Here is a 19,991-nt window from a genome sequence, read left to right as displayed (position 1 = left end):
ATGTTTTCAATCGTATTTGATTTTGTGTGTTGGTTTCGTTTTTAACTTTGTAAATATCTTGTCATACTCTGCCTCAAATGGGACTGGCGAAAATATCCGCTATTTGACTTAGGGAAAAGGAGCAATATCCGAATGAAAAAAATGCAAATAACCGCCTGTGCGTTGGCCGTGTTGACAATCACATCTTTGCCTTCGTTGGCAAAAGATATAGAAGTAAAGGTTACCGGTAGCGTTACGCCATCCGGCTGTACTCCTACGTTGACCAGTGATGGTACCGTTGATTATGGCATTATCAAATCTGATTCTTTGACGTTGGATGCTTACACTAAGTTAGAAAAAAAAGAGTTGGATTTAACCATTGCTTGCGATGCACCGGTGAAGTTGGCGCTAGAGACGAAGAATGGTCGTCCGAATACGCTGGCTGGCGTTGATACTGAAGATGCGGTATCTGGTGCGGGTCTTTCTCCTGTTAGTGGTTTAGTGAGTGGAGCAACGGCAGTAGTAGGTCTTGGGCTCAGTAACTCAGCACGTATCGGGGGATACGCGATCAGCGCCACGGGGCTTAAAGCAGACGGTAGCACTACTCCAATCATCACGCGAGGGGGGAGTGCAGGGAAGTGGACGGGTGAAGATAGTAGCCTCTATAGCGTTGGTGTTAAACGTCAGCTTTCGTGGATGCAGGGCATGGTCCAAGAGCCTGCGGCCTTCAAAAACTTAACCATAAACTTAACGGTGCAAGCCTATATCAATAAAGCTTCTGAATTGGATCTGACCAAACCGGTTATTTTGGATGGCTTGAGCACCATCGAGTTAGTGTACCTATAAGGTATATTTTTAACTCGATATTGGTTTCCTGAAAAGGATATTTCAGTGGGCTGATTATTAGTGATGCTTCCATATGGGTTTTTAATTTTAATTCCTTATTGAGTTAATTTTCTTGTATATATTGACTTTATAATGGTTGATGGTGGCAATTGTTAATTTATTGGCCTGCAATACATATTTTCGATATGAAGAAAGGAATCATTTTATGATGAATAAGACAAAAGTAAATCTCTGTGTGTTGGCCGTATTGGCAGCCACTTCTCTGCCAGTTCTCGCCGCAAGTATAGATGTAAAGGTCATAGGGACTATTACGCCTGCGGCCTGTACGCCAATGGTCTCCGGTGGGGGCACTATTGATTACGGCACAATTAAAGCAGGGTCGCTGTCGTTGGACGAATTTACTGCTTTGGATGAGAAGCAGTTGGATCTTTCCATCAGTTGTGCAGCCCCAGCGAAAGTGGCTCTGAAAGCCACTAATAACCGTCCAAATACCGTGGCGGGGGCGACTACCGATGGGGCCGGTGGCGCCAGTCTGGTTAATATCTTTGGCAAAAGTAATGTGCCTATTGTGGGGTTGGGGCTTGATGGCACCCATCGTATCGGGGGATATGTCATCAAAATCGAAGATAGCAGCGTGATTGCAGATAGCAAGAATGTTGACAGTATCTATAAGAACGTTGGCGAAGCCTCTTGGACAAAAGGCGGCGAGGGTGTTTTATATAATGACACTGCCGTTCGTCAGGTATCTTGGGCTACCAGTGGTGCCTCCGAACCTGTCGCCTTCCAAAAACTCACCGGTAAAGTAACGGTACGAGCCTATATCAATAAAGCTTCCGATTTGGACCTGACCAAACCTGTGCAGTTAAACGGGTCGTCCACTATCGAGCTTGTTTACCTTTAACTCCTTTTAGCCGGGCGTGTGCGCTCGGCCATTGCCCCGCCCTCCGACGGGGCCTTTTTGCCCCTTTGGCCGCTGTATCGGATGTACCCTCAGCAACGGCCCTTTTTAATACGAATGGTGAAAATAATGACCCTTTCTTCCCTGTTTAATATTGGGGCGGTTTCCTTGCTGCTATTTTCTGCCAGCAGCCATGCAACCGGTATGGTGCCTGAGACTTCAGTAGTGGTGGTCGAACAAGATGATGGCGAAGGTGCAATTAACATTAAAAATACCGATGGCTTTCCGGTATTGCTGTTGACCACGCTGGAAAATATCAAAGATGATCCTGAAACCCTGGTGAGTGTTACCCCGCCAGCGGCGCGCGTTGAGTCAGGTAAAACCCAGCGCGTACGTTTTATTCTGACCAACAAAACGCCGCTGACAACTGAACGTCTGACACGCGTCATTTTTGAAGGTGTGCCGCCGCAGCAAAAAGGTAAAAATGAAGTACGCATGACAGTGCGTCAAAACCTGCCGGTTATTATCCGTCCAACAGGATTGGAAAGAGACCCTGCCCCCTGGAAGCGACTGGTCTGGAAGCAAAGTGGCAACAGCTTAATGGTTAATAATCCATCGCCTTACGTAGTGCGGCTGGGCCAGGGAGTGACAACGCTACCGGATAATACCCACTGGATGCTGCCTAACAGTTATGTTTTACCAGGCCAAACGTTCACGCTTACACCTGACGGTGGCAAGAAAGCTGGCGTCGGTCAGCAGGTTCGAATTTCTCCGGCCACCACTTGGGGCTATACCGTCAACAGCTATGATGCTGAATTAAGCCATTGACGGTGGGGCTGATGCGACACGACGATCACGTTAACGTATGGCCAACACTTTCAGTTCTGTCATTGGCTCTGTTGGCTGCATTGGCCACGACTTCGCCTGTGTTGGCTGCTGTGCCGGATGAACGAGCGGATGATGTTGAGTTTGATCACCAGGCAATGTTGGCGCGAGGCATTGATCCTAAGCTTGCCGAGTGGTTTCGTCAGTCGCCACGTTTTTTGCCTGGTGAATCCACTGTGACCTTGACGATTAATGGCAACGCCCGGGGCAAGGTTAAAGTTCGTTTTGATCAGAGCGGAAAGTTGTGTGCCGATGAGGCCTTTCAGAAAGAGGCCGGCCTGATATCACCTCCTGGTTACAGTAAGAAAATCGCCTGTTTTGATCTGAAAACTGCCTGGCCTCAAACCGAAGTGAACCTTGAACCGGGCGAGGCTAGGGTTGATGTGGTGTTACCTCCAGAAGCAGTGATTGCTCCCGATGCGGATAGAGGGAGCTGGAAACACGGCGGCTTTGCCGGCATGCTGAATTACGATGCACAGTATATGGATTCTGCCGGAGCCTCTGCGGGTACGAACTTTATGCAATTGGGGACGGAGGCCGGCTTTAATATCAGCGACTGGATTGTTCGTAGCCAACAGACTTTTTCCCGTTTCAATGGCAAAGATCAAATGCAGCATCAGGCAGCTTATGCGCAGCGCACTTTCTCAGGGATTAAAAAGGTATTTCAGGCCGGGCAGGTTAGTTTGTCCAACTCGATGTTTGGCACGGGGCAGGTGTTGGGGCTCCAGGTGTTCCCGGAGGCCGCCCTGCAAAGTAGTCGCGGTGGAGCGGGATTGGTCGAAGGTATTGCTGATAGTCAATCGGTAGTGGAAGTCCGTCAATCTGGCGTGTTGGTTTATAGCACTACCGTGCCTGCCGGGCCATTTCGCCTGCAGGGGTTCTCGTTGCTAAATACCCGTTCCGATCTGTTAGTGACGGTAACTGGCGGCAACGGTGAGAAGCGCCAGTTTTCCGTACCCGCTTCCACCCTGTTGATGAATGGGCCTGCTGTTGCTCCAGGAATGTCATTTGGCATCGGTAAGCTTGATCAGCAAGGTAGCAGCGAAGCACCGTTGATCGGTACTCTGGCTAACGGTTGGGTGCTTAATCCCTACACGGCCCTCAACGCGGGGTTGCTCGGTTCTTCACCTTATCGCGCAGCCGCCGTAGGCGTGGATAGTCAGCTGTTTAATGCTACGTTTCTTTCTATGCAAACCACTGCCGCGCAGGACGATACCCACGGCAACAAGGGGCTATCGGCTACTGCGGTGTTAAGCCATAAGCTAACAGAGCGCATTGGGGTTAGCGTCAATGCCGTTCAACAAACGTCTGGCTATCGAGATTTAAGTGATGCACTGCAAACCGATAGTTTGGATACTGCCGGTCGCAACAGAAACCAGTATGGCGGTGGCATCAGTTGGTCGCTGGCAAGCCTCGGCAACCTGTCTTTGTCTTGGGCTCGCAGCAGCACCTTTGCTGGCGATGCCACAAATTACGTACGCGGCGGTTGGAGTAAACAGTTTAATCGCGTTTACCTTGGTGCCACCCTGGATCACGATACCGGCAGCCGCAACAGCGATGCGGAAACTCGCCTGTATATCACGGTCAATATCCCATTTGGCGACAGCCGCAGCATCAGCAGCTACCTTAATAACAGCTCACGTAACGGCAGCCGCGGCGGAATGCGTTATAGCGATCGCGGCCAACAGGACGGGGGATGGAGCCTCTCCAGCGAACGTGATTTCCGCAATCGGCGCACATCCGCTACCGGCAGCATCGATAAGGTTACTCCGGTCAGCCAGTTAAGCGGCAGCATAAGCCAGGATTCGGACAACTACACGTCTTGGTCGGCACGTGCCTCGGGAGCCATTGTGGCTCACCCCCACGGCATTACGCTTTCTCCTTACCGTGTCAATGATACTTTCGGCATCGCTAAAGTTGGAGAAGAAGCCGGTGTTCGTCTGGACTCTCCAGCAGGCCCAATTTGGACTGATGGGCGCGGTTATGCGGTTCTGCCATCCCTTAGCGGATATAAGCGTTCCGCCATTCAGGTGGATACCCGCAGCCTAGCGAAAAATGTCGATATCAGCAATGCCTGGCAGGAGACTGAGGCGGCACGTGGTTCAGTGAGTTATGTCGATTTTCATGTGATACGCACTCGGCGGGTGTTAGTCGATGTTAAAGATGTCGAGAATAAACCTTTGCCTTACGGCGCTAGCGTATTTGATGCGGCTGGCAATTTTGTCACCGTAGTTGGCAACAAGGGGAGCGTATTTATTTCCGATGCGGCTGAATCCAACAAACTGGACGTGCAGGTTTCCGGTAAAACGATATGTTCATTTCCCCTTTCATTACCGGCACAGGCTGGCACCAGCGGCTTGTATGAAACTGCCGATGCAGTATGCCGCTGACAGGAAAACATGATATGAGAAAAATTTTTACGGCTCTGGTGTTGGGGTTAACAATGAGCCAGCCGGTATTTTCGGCCATTGATACCCGTATTACTGAGGCCCAATCATTCTTACCTGTGGACACGCGATGCAGTTTGTCCGCTGGCACGCCAGTAATCGACTATGGTACCCAATCGCGTTGGCAACTGCAGGACGTGGCGGGTAGCAATGCGGTGACGCCAGGCAAGCGTACGCTGATCCTCAATGTGGTGTGTCCTTATAGCCAGACGATGCGTTTGGCACTACGCGGTGATCGTGCCGCCAATGGCGATCTACGCTACGGTGAGCAGGGCAGTGTTAATATCCGACTGCTGAACTTTCAACTGGATGGGCAGAATGTGCAGGTTGCATCATCGGCTCAGGCCGGACTGCTTGATGGCGCACCCGAATCCAGCTTGATGTTGCAACCCGGTAAGGTATTTGCTGTTGTGCAAAATGGTCAATTGGTCAAAGGGCAAAGTTTTACTGCACGCGTCGAGATTGAACCCATAATGCCGGAGAGTGCCGCCCGTATCGCTTCCCGTCAGGTAAGCGAAGCTCACCTGACGTTGGAGTTGATAGACTGATTTTCAGAAGGGTGATGCGAGCCCGTTACGGTTTTTCTGTCGCAGTAAGCAAAGGCTTGCCGGCAAAGTAGGCGCTAATATTTTCGTAAACCAGCTCCGACATTGCCCTGCGGGTGCTTTCCGTGGCGCTGCCCATATGCGGGGTGATCACCACGTTATCGCGTTGCAGCAGTGTAGCTGGCACGTGCGGTTCATCGCAGAACACGTCCAGCCCCGCGCCGGCAATCAACTTATGTTCAATGGCGTTCACCAAAGCAGCCTCATCTACGACCGAGCCGCGAGCGATATTGATTAAAATCCCCGTGGGGCCGAGAGCCTGTAACACCTCGGCATTGACCAGATCGCGGCTACCGTCTCCCCCAGGAGCGCACACCACCAGGAAATCACAGTGCGCCGCCAGTGCTTGCGGCGTTGCACAGTACTCACCTGCAAAGTCCGCGTACTGAGTACGGCTGTGATAGCTTACCGACATATCAAACGCCGAAGCACGCCGGGCGATAGCCCGACCAATACGACCCAGGCCGAGAATGCCGAGCCGGCTACCGCTGACTTTGTTTGTCCAACGGTAGCTCTGGCCAGCCCAATCACCGCGTTCGATAAAGCGCTGTGCACCGACAATCTGGCGGGAGCACGCCAGCATCAGCCCAAAGGCCAAATCGGCAACGTCGTCGGTGAGTACACCCGGCGTATTGCTAATCTGAATATTACGCTTGTAGGCGGCTTGAGCATCTACACGTTCATACCCCACACCAAAAACGGCGATCAACTGCAGATTGGGATAGCGCGCCATAGTGGTGTCGTCCAACGGTGTTTCACCGTTGATTAGTAAAACACGAACCCGAGGTATCAATTCAATCTGTTGTTCTGTAGTGAGCTGGGCAGCATTAAATAATGTGAAGTGCTGGTGCAAGCGCTGAGTCAATTGCATGGGCACCGGCGCTATCTGCAAAATAACGTTTTCCATACTTTCCCCTCAATGTTCTGGCGTATCTTGGTGTATCGGCAGTTTAGCTATGTGTTTCCAACGTCCGACTTGTAAACCGATAATTCCCCCCAGTACCAGGGCGATCGCCACCATAATCAAGGCGGCATCATAGCTACTGGTCATATCTTTGATTCGACCGATAACCGGCGGTAGCGCCAGCCCAACGATATTAGCCACGGCGTTGATCAGCGCAATGGAAGCCGCTGCCGCTACGCCGGACACCGTTTCCGTCGTGACTGCCCAGAAAATGGGTATGATCGCCCAGTTCAGCGCAATGGTGAAAACCAATAAAACGTAAGCTATTACCATGTTTGTGCTGTAAATTGCCGCCAACAACAACAGGCCTGAAAGGATGAGCGGTAACCCCAATGGCACAGCACGGGCGCGATGGGTGTCGGAATAGTGACCGTTAAAGTACATAAACATACAGGCGAACAAAAAGGGAACGGCGGAAAGTAGGGTAATGATGAAATTGCTTTGCTCGCTGACCACGCCTTTGATGATCAATGGCAGAAATAAACCGATGCCGATGGTGCCAAAGGCTTGCAACAACCACATCAGGCTCAGCAGCCACACTTTGCGGTTTTTGAACGCAGCTTGCCAATGATGCTCTTGCTGCGTAGGGGTTTGTTTGGCTTCTTGTGTCAGTACGCCTGCCAACCAGGCCCGCTGCTGTGGCCCCAGCCATTTAGCATCTTCCGGCTTGTTGTCCAGGTAGAAGTAAACCACGATACCCAATAATATCGCCGGTGCCCCCTCAAGCAAGAATAGCCAGCGCCAGCCAGCGATATTCAGCACATCATTCATCTGTAGAATGGCACCGGAGATTGGTAACCCAATGAGCGAAGCCAGTGCCGCACCGATATAAAACATCGACATGGCACGCGCGCGGTCGCTGCGCGGATACCAGCAGGAAAGGTAGTAAATGATCCCAGGCGTAAAGCCGGCTTCCGCCACGCCAAGCAGAAAACGCATGGTGTAGAGTTGCAGCGGTGTTTGTACCAAGCTCATTCCCATGGCAATCACCCCCCAGGTGACCATAATGCGGGCGATCCAGATTTTAGCCCCCACTCGGGTGAGAATAATATTGCTGGGGATCTCAAACAGGATATAAGAGACAAAAAATATGCCGGCCGCAATGCCATACATTTCTGCGGTTAATGCTAAATCAGCATTCATTTGTAATGCGGCGACTGAAATGTTAGCGCGATCTATATATGCGATTAAGTAAAGAAGCATGATGAATGGAATAAGTCTTAGGTTCATTTTCTTTACGGTTGAAAGATGAAGGTCATTATCCATTTTATTTTGCCTGTAGTAGGGTTAAATGGCAGAGATGTTGTTTTATTTCGTTTGTGTTTATCTTTGTGTTGTTTTTATGTGTCTAAGGTTGAGTTTTACAAACGTTTTATAATAACTGGCTTGGTCATGTTATATTTATTTTTGTTGAAATCACACCAAAATTTGTGGCGTTTTTGGTGGGTTATTTAAATGGTTATTGTATTGATGGTTGTCATTCTGTTTTTAATGCGCTGAAAGTAATCGTTATTTATTTTTGTTTTCTGGGATGTCGTGATTCGTCCCACTGTTCCTGACAACCTCTCCAGTATGGGCTGCCTGTTAGCGCATGCTATCATGTAAAATCACTTGGGTTAATCGGCAATGTGTTATGTTAATGATCAATATAATCATGTCATGAATAAGCTAAAATTCTTTCTTGAAAAACTAATTAGAAGAAACACCTGTCAATGAAAACCACAAACTGCAGCATATCTGAAACGTTGATCAGCGTATTATCTCGCCGAATCATGGATGGTGACTGGAGCGCCGGTGATTCTCTGCCTGGCGAAAATGATTTGGCGCTACAATACGCCGTTTCCCGCACCACGGTACGAAATGCGCTGCAAGTATTAGCGGCCAAAGGACTGATTAATATTCAGGCGAAGAAACGCAGTACGGTGAACCCGCAGGATCGGTGGAGCTTTCTGGATGTTGACGTCATGTCTTGGCTGGATGAAAAAGGGTTCGACCACTCATTGATGGAACAGCTGTTAGTTACGCGTTTGATATTTGAACCTAACATTGCCGCGTTAGCCGCCCTCCATGCCACGGAGGAGGACATCATCCGTTTGAATGACGCCTGTAACATCATGGGGCAGGGGCAAAAACTGGGTAAAAAACACCTGTTTGAGAAAGGCGACCTCGCTTTTCATTTGGCATTGCTGGATGCCAGCCACAATGCTTTTATGCGCTCATTAGGGAATGCTTTGGCCACTGCCATGTCATTTTCATTTAAACAAACGTTGGAAGCCGACGTGCGCTTAACCAAAGAAGCGGTGCATGAACATCGTGAACTCTTGGTGGCGGTACAGAACAAGGATCCGCAGGCTGCCCGCTGGCGCATGCGGTTGATCCTCGAACATGCAGCTCAAAAAAGCCCGTGGCAAAACTATCAGCAGATGTTTGAAAACATCAGTTAAAAATAGAACCGTTGGCACCGGGCATTGCTTTTGCTTCGGCGAAACAGTAGCTACAGCATATGCAATTGCATGATCAACTGCTCAATGGCCTGTTTGAAATCCTGCAGATCATCGGTGAGGTTCGCTTTGCCCTGATTTAGCCTGGCTTCCAATCTTGTCGCCCGCGTGGCCAGCATATGGCAATTCAGCGCACCCAGGTCCAATGACAAATGACGCACGATCAACCCTTGCTGCGCTGAGGCACGGCTTGTGGCCAGTTGATGTAGCCCATGCTCCAGATTGCCAAGCATCATGCCCACGACCACTCTGGTTTTTTCTTCTGAACCATATCGCTTATTCAAAGAGACCATGTCTATATTGAATGACGCCTCTGAGCAAGCTGAAGTGAACGCAGTTGCGGTTACCGCTCTTGGCGCAATATAACGGGTGAGAATATCCTTCAACCCTTTAATATCAATGGGTTTTGTCAGGTAAGCATCCATGCCGGCAGCAATACACTGATCTTCTTGCTCTTCCAGGACGCCCGCTGTCAGCGCGACAATCTTCAGCCTTGCGCTATTATTCGCAGCCTCTTTTTTGCGGATCAGGCGACTCAATTCCAGACCGTCGATATAGGGCATGTGGCAATCGATAATCGCCAGGCCATATTTTGTGCTTTCTATTGCCAGCAAAGCCTGCTGACCATCCTCAACAATATCAAAGCTATAACCCAATATTTGCAGCTGATGCTTGATCAGTTCTCGGCTGATAGGGTGGTCTTCGGCAACCAAAATCAAACTTCCGTTCGCCAGAGCATGTTCACGGCTTAGGGTGGTATCGATGGTGGTTATTTCTGGTAGTGCCATGGAGCTTGTCGCCTGTTTTTTTTGCTCGATTAACAGGGTGACGCAAAGTTTGTGCACTCTTTCCCAGGATAATGGCGTGACATTGAGGGTATGCCGGTCCGCAGCATTGTCAGACCGCGGTTTAATACTCAGAGTGACCACCTTTTCCCGGGCTGCGGCAGGTATTGCAATCGTTGCCAGCATGTTTTCCTCTATAAACAGCAGATCGCAGCCGGACAGGATAAGCGCAGTCTGCTGCGAGCCGGACCGGCAGGTGACGGTAAGGCCTAACGCCAGCAGCATTTCCCGCAGGTTTTGGGTGATAACCTTGTCATCACACCATAGGGTAACGCGGGTGCCCAACAGCGCCGGTAACGCCGGTGAAGGAGCATAAACATCGAAATGAACGTCGAAACTGAGGGTGGTACCTTCACCAGGCTGACTGTGCATGGTGAGCTCCCCGTTCATCTGCTGCGCCAGGCCTTTGGAGATTGCTAACCCCAGGCCGGTACCGCCAAAACGACGAGTGGTGGACGCTTCTGCCTGCTGAAAAGGTTGGAATAGCTGCTGCTGCATGTCTGCAGGGATGCCGATACCGGTATCGATGACGCTGAAACGCAACCATTGCCGACTTTGCTGATCGGCAAGGAGAACTAACTGCAACGTAATATGGCCTGAACGGGTAAACTTCAGCGAGTTACTGAGAAAATTCATTAAAATTTGACGCAATCGGACCGGATCGAACATCAGTTTCTGTGCGACCCGACTGTCGAGATAAAGATGCAAGGTCAGGTTTTTTTTCAACGCTTGCAGACTGAGGGTTTGCATCAGTTCTGACAGGAATACTCGAATATCGATCGCCAAATTTTCCAGTGACACCTGGCCCGCCTCCAGCTTGGAGAAATCAAGAATATCGTCAATCACTTGGGTTAAATGCTGCGCAGAATTTTGCACGGTATTCAGCATTCTATTTTGTTCATCATCCAACTGGGTTCTTTCCAGCAGTTCCAACCAGCCAAGAATGCCGTGTACCGGTGTGCGTATCTCATGGCTCATGGTAGCAAGGAAGGTGGCTTTGGCACGGGCGGCGGCTTCAGCCTTGGTTTTCGCTTCGAACAGCGCCTGTTCCTGCTGGCGGGAGTGGGGAATATCTTCAAAATAACCGCCCCACAGTACATCCCCGTTGCTTTCGCGTTTTCCTCTGCCTGAATTGACGCGTATCCAACACTGGTTATTTTTGACCTGCATACGGAACTCGTTCTGGAAGGGGGCCAGCGTGCCTTGCATGCGGATTAAATTTTCCTGCAGCATGGGCAGATCTTCGGCATTCACTCGCTGGTGGAAGCTTTTGTGGTCGACCATCATGGTTTCGGCAGATAAGCCGAAGGTGGCTTCAGCGGCACCTGCTACGTAGGTGAAACGCATATCGCCATCCACCGATAGGCAGACTTGAAATACGGTAACCGGCAGTGATTCGGTCACGTCGGTTAACAGGGCTTCAGAGATCAGTGCTCGTTCTTCAGAGCGGCGTATATCAGTGACGTCAACCAACACGGTTACGCTGCCGCCGGGCCCTCCGTCAACACTGAAGAAGGGTTTTAGCCAGAACAATCCCTCCCGTAGCTCTCCTTTGGCATTGGCATAGCGCAGTGAGCGGTGGATACCTTCCTCGGCCGATAGTGCTGCTCGGTTTTCCGGCTCGCGTTCCAGTGACACGATGGCGTCGATGTAGCCGCATTCGTCAGGCGTTTTGCCCAACATATGTGCGGACGCATGGCCGGTCAGTTTTTCAAAGGCGCTGTTCACTGCGATATAACGATCGTTGTGATCCTTGCCTAATACCGGAAAAGGGATGGTTTCCAGCAGTGCATGTTGAAAGCTGAGCTGGTCGGCCAGGGTTATCTGGGCCAGGATCCTGCGGCGGGTCTCTTTGCGTAAGCGGCAGTAGGCGATGATAAGCAGCGCCATAATAAAACCGACGGCCAATATGGCGGGCAGGATCCTCTTGATGATAATCAGAAGATCGACGTTTTCCTGAAAGGTGATCGGGAACCAGGCGCTGCGGATCTGCTCTTTGCGGTCGGTGCTGATATTAGCCAAAGCCTGGTTGATCAATGGGATAACGTAGGCGTACTTTTTGGTGACTGCAACCGCCAGTTCGGCATAATAACCGGTCGGTGCCGCGACCTTTAATATATTGGGGTACTGCTCGGTAATAATGCGATCGGTGACCACCAGGTTGCCAATGTAGGCATCCACCTGGCGATCGGCCAACAGTTGCAGACCTTGCTCAGCTGTATCGGTGTGAATCAGAATCAACTTTGGATTTTTGCGCAGCAGCGTCGGGATGGGTTCTGCGTCCTCGGATATCGCTACCCGCGCCTTACCGAGGCTCTCAATGCCCTCGATATTACTGGTTTCTTTTCGTGTTGCTATCATCAACGGAAAACGTGCATAGGGTTGGCTGAACGCTAAGAACTGCATACGCTCTGCAGTAGGCGGCAAACCGGGGACCATATCGATCTCGCCTTCTTTGATCATTCGCATCAATTCATTCAGTGAACGTACCCTGACACGCTCAGATTTAAGCTGCAACTGGCGGCGTATCAGATCGAAATAATCCTCGACCAGCCCGCTGGGTTCGCCATGTTGATTGCGAAAAGAAAACGGTGGGTAGGATTCCAGATTGCTGACTTGCAGATAGGGTAGTTGATTTAGCAAGGTAATTTGGTCGGGCGACAGGTTGATGCGTTCCGTTTTGGGTAATCGTGCGGGGAAGGGGGACACCCACTTTTCAAATAACGCCTGTTGCTCGCGCCAACCCATATCTGTAATGGCGACATCGAATGCGTTGGCCAGTAACTGATTTTCACGGGGAAAGGCGAATCTTAGTGTTTGCAACGGGAAATAAGCATTGCCAACGGTACGGAAGGCTTCGCTTTTGTTAAGGGCAATATAGTAGCGAATAGTGTAGCGATTGCCGATAAATGCGTCGGTTTCCCCTTGCTCGACGCTGAGCATGGCGGCAGCCTGGTTGGGGAATTCGTGTAGCCTGATCGCGGGATACACATCTGGAATCAACGCAGCTTCAGGCGAACCGGTTACGACGGCAACTGAGGCTTTGGCGAGATCTGAGTGATCAAGGATATGGCGGTTGTCGCGGGCGCTGATAATGATCAGATCGTTATCGCCGTATGGCTGGCTGTAGCGCAGATATTTGGCGCCAGAGAACGTCGGGGACATGTTCATGACTACGTCGATTTCGTTCCGTTGCAGCGCCTGCATCATGTCGAGACGATTTTGATACTCTTTCACTTTTACTTTCAATTTCAATCTACTGGCGACTTCGTTAAGCACGTCGGGAGCAAAACCGGTTAACTGGTTTTTAACCATATCTTCCAGTGGGGGCAATCCTCCATCATAGGTGCCGACGTGCAGCTCTGGATGGGCTCTAAGCCACTCTTTTTCTTCCGAGGTCAATTCTGCCGCGTGAATGGTCGGCACCGCCAACGCCAGAAGAGTTAACACCAACAAAAAAACAAGGCCCACGGAGCTATTTTTGCGTGCCAGAACAAACCAATTAGCTAGTCTATTGTTTACTAACAAAAAAACACCTCTTGTTCTGCGGGGCGGCAGGAAGACATTCATTTAAATTTTTACAGATTCACTCGATGGTGATAAATATTCATCGATAACTATAAGACTATATGCAGACTATATATTGGATAAATGAGGCATCTGTTGTTAATCCATTGTGCGATAACGTAATAGATTGAGGTAAACAATAACTTTATGGACATGAGGAGGGTAAGGAGAGTTGAGATATTGTTGCAGTAGATTATAACTGAGTCATGAGTGAACCCATCAGAACACCCTTTCAATTGTGTAAGTGTTACCTTAATGTTTTGTAATCGTTGGCGTCGTTTTGTGTAATGTTTCCCTTACACCGGTTAAATTGTGAGTGACTCGCATTTTTCAGGGTACATAGGCGGCAGATTCGCAATAATGATATGCTCTTCACAAGAGCAGAATAATGGGCGTCGTATCTTAATATTTTAAATATACTCAATAAAAACATAGGGTAAGAGGGTTTTCTCTGTGGTGGCAGCCTCGGAGCTATAGTATGATTCATTGTTACGGTGAATGATTTTTGAGGTTTAATATAAGATAATGGATGTGATTTGCTTTCATTGTAAACAGTACTACCGTTGATCTGAAATTTAATATTTTTTTATGATTTTTTTTTGGTGGTCCAGGGCCGTAATGAATAGAATAAAATAAAGAGGTAGTTACCGATGAAAAGCGTTTTGGTTGTCGACGACCATCCTGTCACGCGTTTTGCCATTAAAGTGTTGTTGGAAAAAGAAGGCCTTAGGGTAATTAGTGAAACAGGTGATGGTTTGGAGGCGTTATCATTAATTGAGGAACATAAACCTGACCTGGTTATCGTTGATATTGACATTCACTCTATCAGCGGAATCGAACTGGTACAGCGTTTGCGCAAGCGTAAGTTCAGCGGAAGTATCCTGATGCTGTCAGGAAAGGACGAACCTTTTTATATTAAAAATTGTGTCAGTGCCGGGGCGGATGGTTTCATCAGTAAGGCAAACAACTTATTTGATCTGCACAGCGCTGTGGCGGCAATTAACGCGGGTTATGGTTATTTTCCCTTGAAACAGGCACGGCAACACGCACTGCAGCCGGCTGAAGATAAAGACAAGCATGCTATTGCCAATCTTTCCACGAAAGAGTTACAGGTGCTACGTTATTTGGCCAAGGGGATGAGGCTGGTTGATATTGGTTTGCAGATGAATATAAGTGACAAAACGGTAGGCACTTATAAAAGAAGAGTCATGGCCAAGCTGGAACTGAATAGTATGATGGAAACTTATGAATTTTGTATAAGAAATAATTTGGATTGAATATTTTGAATGAAAAAATACATGAAGACGACGTAAATAAAAATAGTCCAGGTGACTCTCTGTCGTCACTTGCTGCCCATGTGGATATTAACCGGTTATTTCTACTTGCCGGTAACGATCTCTCTTTCATTAATAACCTGCTTTACTTAGCCAATGAAGAAAATATGAAGGAAATTGTCGTCGCTCAGACTCAGGCAAGAGAAGGCGATCGGGTTGCATTGGCCAGAACGATACATCGCTTAAAAGGCTCCGCGCAAACCATCTGTGCGAAAAAAATCGCCGCAGCCTGTGTGATACTAGAGAGCCAACAATTGGCCAAAATGAGCGTCGAAGACATTCATAGCGGGTTGAAGAAAATAGAATTATTAATATCATCGCTCGACAGGTGTTTGCGCGACTTGCGCTAGCTCCGATGCGGTGAAGGTATGGCGGCAGATCATCTAACGCCGCTTTACGCTTCTGTCATCCTTTCCTTACACACAATATGGTTATTGCTTTCATAAAAACCGTCAATAGCGTCAAACAGCAGAGCGTAATTCTTATGTTTATCCGCCGCTGCCGGCGCAATAATGCCTTTATCAGGATGAGATAAATGTCACCAGGAGGTTTTATGACACGCGACAGTATTGTGCAGGCCCGAATTGACACCAACTTAAAAGAGCGCGCGGAAGCGGTCTTCAAAGAGATGGGGATGACAGTTTCTGAAGGTATTCGAATGTTCCTTAAACGTATAGTCAAAGAAGGGGCGATGCCGGAAGAACTGCTCAATGGCAGTAATGCCAGCCGCGAACAACCTTGCTATCAGGCTTACAATGATATTCTATCCCAATTGGAATACCCTGAAACCCAGCGGAATTATTCGCAGTATAAATCAGAGAAAATGGGTAAAATGCTTAACCATAGAAATCAACGTTAGTTTTTCATGTGCCACTGCGAGCTATAAATATTGCTTTACTCTACTCAGCGGGGTGGGCCGCTGAGGTATTACCTCAGTCGCAGTCATTTTGATTCTTGCCTACTATCATCATGAAATGGCAACCAAAATACCGATAATAGCAATCAGCAGGATCCAAAACCACGCAGAGGTTTTTTCCGGTTTCCATTGTTCCCCATACTCAACCTGATAGCCCGATTTACGCTGTTTCTCGCTCATCTTTTTCCCTGGCAGCCACATACCTAAAAAGATCCTCGCCTGCATTTTAAGATAAGTCCTAACAACATTACATTTAATGTGCTCTTTTGGGTAAAAATCCTAAATATGGGGGCGGGTGAAGGTGAAAAATCAATCAGTGGGCGAAGTGAGAGTGGCCCAGTTGCCTAACAGGGGAGGTGACATTGTCGAGGGGGGACTGTCGTCTAATAGCAGGGTAAGTCAAACAGCTGGCTATGTCGCCATAAATGATAAAAGCCCTGACCGTTGCAGCCAGGGCTTTTAAGGTACTATTGACTTCTGATTTAACATTAATGAACTTACTATTATTTACTGCTAAAGTTCTACACTAAATGTACAGGTTAATCACAGATAATATTGGGTTAACTCAAACCTCCCCTATATTTACCAGTTCACATTACCGCCTACCAAAATAATCAAAGGTATGGCATCTCAACTCGTACATCTCCCCTCGCGATATCTATTCTTTGATGCATAGCCTCACTTCTATTGCGATCCGCTTTCACTGTCTTACTCATTGATCGCAAACAAAAAACAGTTCTATCATGGCCTTACATCATCGCGTTTTGGTACACACCCTGCGATTGTCGGTACTTACAACGTGGCCTTAAAACTTCATCGAGCAAGACTGTAACTTTTCTCAGCATCGATGACCCATACTAAAAAACTTCGTGGCCTTTATCGCAAAATAACTTAATAACAACTTACTAAACACTTTTACTATTAACAGCTGCTATCATTACGCTGCTGTTGATTACCAATCTACGGATTTATAAAAGAGTGTCAATACTGTTTTTAATGACATGTCTTTATTAACAGTACTTATTAAAAAACATGAACGCTTATTTTAAGTAGTTAAAGCCTATTTTTATCGCCCTCCATTCGCTCAGCGGATTTATTGCAACGAAATTGTTTTTCTGAGCGAAGGTGGGCGCGATGCAATGGGCTGTTTTCGCCTTGTCAGGGCCTGGTAACGAATCGCGCCAGCCGTTGGTGCAACTGGTTGTTCTCTTTACGTAACTGCTCAATCTCTTCGAGCAACGTCAGGGTGACGGCAATACCTGGCCAGTCCAGCGCAAGTTCATGGTGCAATTGCTGAGCTCGATGAAAAGTGATCAAGGCGCGATCGTCAAAGATCCACTCTTCCGTTGCCGGGTTGCGCGGCTCTATCACGCCCAGCCCGACAATCTCCGTTAGCTCTTCTTCTGTCACACCAGTATGCAGACAAAACTCGGTAATGGTGAAGGTTACTTTTAGGTTAGCCATTTTGCTTACTCCACTCTTTGCGCGGATCAAAGCTCGTCTGAGTTTCCGCCAGCTGTTGCCACAGTGCAGCACTCTTTTCGTCCGGCTTCGGCGGCATCACAACCTTGATCACGGCATACAAATCGCCGGTTTCTTTTTTACTGACCAAGCCTTTCCCTTTAACGCGCAGACGTTGTCCGGTTTGGCTACCGGCAGGGATGGTCAACAAAATACTGTCTTTGAGAGTAGGGACTGGCACCTTGGCACCGAGCGCAGCTTCCCAAGGGGCAATCGGCAACACAATTTCCAGGTCGTGGCCTACGACGTCGAACATGGGGTGTGGCGCAATGCGGATGATAAGGTAGAGATCGCCATTCGCACCGCCGTCTATCCCCGGGCCGCCTTGGCCCTTCAGGCGAATGCGTTCGCCGTCGCCTACGCCGGCAGGGATCTTCACATTAAGAGTTTTGGGGATTTCCTGCTCCACCATGCCAAAGGCGTTATAGACCGGCAGGCTATAGCGGATGGTGCGGGCTTGCTCGGCCAGCGTTTCTTCCAGGAAGACGGCCACTTCCATTTCAATATCTTGCCCGCGCATGGCTCGGCTTTGGCGCTGACGCTGGCCGCGCGCATGTTCGCCGAACATGGAGGAAAAGATGTCGGAAAAGTCTTCGGCATTATTTGCATTCGCATGAGCATGCTGGGTTTGGCGGCCGAAGTTAGGGTCATTACGATGTTGACGCAGTTGATCATATTCAGCACGGCGCTCGTCATCTTTCAGCACCTCGTAGGCTTCGGCCACTTCTTTAAACTGTGCCTCGGCATTTTTTTCTGTGCTGACATCAGGATGATACTTTCGCGCCAACCGGCGATAGGCGGTTTTTATCGCCTTGATGTCATCTGATGGTTTGACCCCTAAAATGGTATAATAGTCCTTGAATTCCATAGCGTTATCATCTCATTTCAATCTTTCGTCAGGGGGGAGTAGTTGAACCTGCTTTGCGTGAAACCTTACTAATATTAGGGCACTTGGCCGCCGATGTATCGGGGTAATTGTCGGCTGTGCGGTAGAAAAGCGGAGCCGAGTGGCCCCGCCTGAAATCACGAGCGCTTCAGTTGGCGAGCAACCTGGAACAGGCCAAAAGAGCTGAACAGCATTTCGATACCGACAATGGTGGTGACCAGTACGACGGAAGTCATAGGATCGGCGCTGAACAGCATCCAGGCAATGATCAGATCCAAAATACCAATCACGTACTGCAGCCAACTGCCGCTGACATCACGTAATTTGTAGCCAGCAATCAGTCGTACGATGCCGCCCAGAGCGAAGAGTACGGCAAGATAGACCGCCATGGCGAAAATGCCTACCGCCGGGGTGGTGATAAACACGTAGCCGATAATAAGGTAAGCGACCCCTAGCAGAATACCGCCGATCATCGGCCAGGTATTTTGTACTCGGTTAGCTATCATGCCGAAAATCAGACCGAACCCACTCAGCAGCAAGAAAATGCCCATGACCATACTCAGCGCGGCGCCGGAGGCGAAGGGGCTGAACAGGCAAAAAATACCGCCTAACAGCAGCAATATAGAGATGATTAACAGCGGGGTACGTTGTTTCTTTAAACTTTGTTCATCGATAATCAGCGAATGGCGTGGACCCATATTTAACATGACGTATCTCCTTAAACTGTTTGGATATCCTATCTCGTATTGTCTTTTTTATTATAATACCTGTCGCCAAGTGCGGGAGGATAATTGTGCGTAATCGTTGTTTTCAATCGAATAAGTCAGCCATCCTGTGCGAAATCTTCGACAACGAAGTCGATCAATGCCCTGACGGCGGGCAGCAGGCCCTGGCGCGAAGGATAAATAGCGACAATTTTGCGCGGCTCCAGTTGCCAATCATTCAGCACGGTTGTCAGGGTGCCATCGTGAATTTCCTGACGTGCCAGCTTTAGCGGCAAACAACCCGTAGCCCTGCCGCAAAGAATCGCTTCTTTGAGTAATCTGATGTCGTCACACACCAGGCAGGACTCATTGCTTATCTTGACTTCCCGGCCTTCTTTGTTGAACGTCCATGCGGATTGAAAATGGGAAGATAGCCAGCCAACGGTGGGGAGTTGATGCAGATCTGACGGTTTTTGCACCTGGTTGGGGTGGATCCTGCCGGCAGGGTTCAGCATAAAAGAAGAGGAGATGTCGGCAATTTTTCGCATAATCAGATTGCTGTTTTTGGATTCTTTGCCCATCAGTTGAAATGAGATGTCGTACCCCTCTGCAATAATATCCACGTCACGATTGAATATTTTTACCTGAAGTACCACCTCGGGGTAAGCCTGCATAAATTTCGCCAGGGTTTTTGACAGACCGAGATCCATAAGAATCGTGGGGCAGGTAATCCTGATTTTACCCGTGGGTTGGTCACTTTTGTTATTGATCAGGTTTTCCGCTTTTTCTGCCGCAGCGATCATTTGCACGCAATATTGGTAATATTCCTTACCGATTTCCGTGATCATTATATTTCGGGTTGAGCGTTGTATCAGTCTGACATTAAGGCGTTGTTCAAGTGCGGATATTTTTCTGGACAGTGTGGACTTGGGGATACCAAATTTCTTACTTGCAGCAAGAAAGCCTCCGCATTCAATAACCTTGGCAAACATAAACATTTCATTGAAATCTATCATAAAGACCATTTTCCCATTGATGAAACACTCATTTCCAATAATTGGCCTGTTTGCCGATTTGATTCATTGCTAGGTTA

General features: G+C 48.8%; 17 protein-coding genes. 9 read left to right on the top strand and 8 right to left on the bottom strand.

Annotated features, from left to right (window positions below; all coding sequences use genetic code 11):
- Positions 1 to 132: 132 nt before the first annotated feature.
- From NR114_RS22420 to NR114_RS22400, 5 genes are all read left to right on the top strand, one after another.
- Positions 133 to 825, top strand: a complete 693-nt coding sequence (locus NR114_RS22420) for a DUF1120 domain-containing protein (RefSeq protein ID WP_020828451.1) — start codon at positions 133 to 135, stop codon at positions 823 to 825.
- Positions 826 to 1,030: 205 nt separating this feature from the next.
- Positions 1,031 to 1,726: a DUF1120 domain-containing protein gene (locus NR114_RS22415; protein ID WP_020828450.1), complete on the top strand. Its 696-nt coding sequence runs from the start codon at positions 1,031 to 1,033 to the stop codon at positions 1,724 to 1,726.
- A gap of 126 nt (positions 1,727 to 1,852) precedes the next feature.
- Positions 1,853 to 2,551, top strand: a complete 699-nt coding sequence (locus NR114_RS22410; protein WP_234530512.1) for a fimbria/pilus chaperone family protein — start codon at positions 1,853 to 1,855, stop codon at positions 2,549 to 2,551.
- An 11-nt stretch (positions 2,552 to 2,562) separates the two neighbouring features.
- The gene (locus NR114_RS22405) at positions 2,563 to 4,998 is read left to right on the top strand and encodes a fimbria/pilus outer membrane usher protein (RefSeq protein WP_256814506.1); all 2,436 of its coding nucleotides are present in this window, start codon (positions 2,563 to 2,565) and stop codon (positions 4,996 to 4,998) included.
- 14 nt (positions 4,999 to 5,012) lie between these two features.
- Entirely contained in the window at positions 5,013 to 5,603 is a 591-nt protein-coding gene (locus tag NR114_RS22400) for a hypothetical protein (RefSeq protein WP_048760733.1), read from the top strand.
- Positions 5,604 to 5,628: 25 nt separating this feature from the next.
- Here the strand turns inward: NR114_RS22400 and NR114_RS22395 are convergent, their stop codons facing one another.
- Together NR114_RS22395 and NR114_RS22390 are read right to left on the bottom strand one after the other, a co-directional pair.
- Positions 5,629 to 6,567 carry a 2-hydroxyacid dehydrogenase gene (locus NR114_RS22395; protein WP_129941040.1) on the bottom strand — a complete coding sequence of 313 codons (939 nt, stop codon included), beginning with the start codon at positions 6,565 to 6,567 and terminating at the stop codon, positions 5,629 to 5,631.
- 9 nt (positions 6,568 to 6,576) lie between these two features.
- Entirely contained in the window at positions 6,577 to 7,890 is a 1,314-nt protein-coding gene (locus NR114_RS22390; RefSeq protein ID WP_041414919.1) for an MFS transporter, read from the bottom strand.
- 446 nt (positions 7,891 to 8,336) lie between these two features.
- Here NR114_RS22390 and NR114_RS22385 point away from each other — a divergent pair, with 446 nt between their 5' ends.
- Positions 8,337 to 9,068 carry a FadR/GntR family transcriptional regulator gene (locus tag NR114_RS22385; protein WP_048760739.1) on the top strand — a complete coding sequence of 244 codons (732 nt, stop codon included), beginning with the start codon at positions 8,337 to 8,339 and terminating at the stop codon, positions 9,066 to 9,068.
- A 50-nt stretch (positions 9,069 to 9,118) separates the two neighbouring features.
- Here NR114_RS22385 and NR114_RS22380 read toward each other — a convergent pair whose 3' ends face one another.
- Positions 9,119 to 13,540: a transporter substrate-binding domain-containing protein gene (locus NR114_RS22380; protein WP_256824854.1), complete on the bottom strand. Its 4,422-nt coding sequence runs from the start codon at positions 13,538 to 13,540 to the stop codon at positions 9,119 to 9,121.
- A 647-nt stretch (positions 13,541 to 14,187) separates the two neighbouring features.
- On the opposite strand from NR114_RS22380, the gene NR114_RS22375 reads away from it, so the two are divergent.
- From NR114_RS22375 to NR114_RS22365, 3 genes are all read left to right on the top strand, one after another.
- A complete protein-coding gene (locus tag NR114_RS22375) occupies positions 14,188 to 14,814 on the top strand; it encodes a response regulator (protein ID WP_020828443.1) in 627 nt (208 codons plus the stop codon).
- Entirely contained in the window at positions 14,811 to 15,221 is a 411-nt protein-coding gene (locus NR114_RS22370; protein ID WP_234530510.1) for an Hpt domain-containing protein, read from the top strand. Before NR114_RS22375 ends, NR114_RS22370 begins: the two co-directional genes overlap by 4 nt.
- Before the next feature lie 203 nt (positions 15,222 to 15,424).
- Positions 15,425 to 15,730, top strand: coding sequence for a type II toxin-antitoxin system RelB/DinJ family antitoxin (locus NR114_RS22365; protein WP_020828441.1), 306 nt, complete (start codon positions 15,425 to 15,427; stop codon positions 15,728 to 15,730).
- Positions 15,731 to 15,838: 108 nt separating this feature from the next.
- Here NR114_RS22365 and NR114_RS22360 read toward each other — a convergent pair whose 3' ends face one another.
- The 5 genes from NR114_RS22360 to NR114_RS22340 form a co-directional block, all read right to left on the bottom strand.
- Positions 15,839 to 15,967: a hypothetical protein gene (locus NR114_RS22360; protein WP_020828440.1), complete on the bottom strand. Its 129-nt coding sequence runs from the start codon at positions 15,965 to 15,967 to the stop codon at positions 15,839 to 15,841.
- 978 nt (positions 15,968 to 16,945) lie between these two features.
- Complete coding sequence (gene cbpM, locus NR114_RS22355) at positions 16,946 to 17,251, bottom strand: chaperone modulator CbpM (protein WP_234530508.1); 306 nt, start codon at positions 17,249 to 17,251, stop codon at positions 16,946 to 16,948.
- Positions 17,244 to 18,176 (bottom strand): curved DNA-binding protein, encoded by a 933-nt coding sequence (cbpA, locus tag NR114_RS22350; RefSeq protein ID WP_020828438.1) that lies wholly within the window; start codon positions 18,174 to 18,176, stop codon positions 17,244 to 17,246. The genes cbpM and cbpA overlap by 8 nt, the downstream gene beginning before the upstream one ends.
- A gap of 155 nt (positions 18,177 to 18,331) precedes the next feature.
- Positions 18,332 to 18,901 (bottom strand): HdeD family acid-resistance protein, encoded by a 570-nt coding sequence (locus NR114_RS22345; protein ID WP_020828437.1) that lies wholly within the window; start codon positions 18,899 to 18,901, stop codon positions 18,332 to 18,334.
- Between the two features lie 116 nt (positions 18,902 to 19,017).
- A complete protein-coding gene (locus NR114_RS22340) occupies positions 19,018 to 19,890 on the bottom strand; it encodes a LysR substrate-binding domain-containing protein (protein ID WP_174574713.1) in 873 nt (290 codons plus the stop codon).
- Positions 19,891 to 19,991: the final 101 nt, after the last annotated feature.

Origin of the sequence: Serratia sp. Ser99 (assembly GCF_024519545.1) — a bacterium.
GTDB classification, from domain to species: Bacteria; Pseudomonadota; Gammaproteobacteria; order Enterobacterales; family Enterobacteriaceae; genus Serratia; species Serratia liquefaciens.
This window is presented reverse-complemented; position numbering and strand designations above follow the sequence as displayed.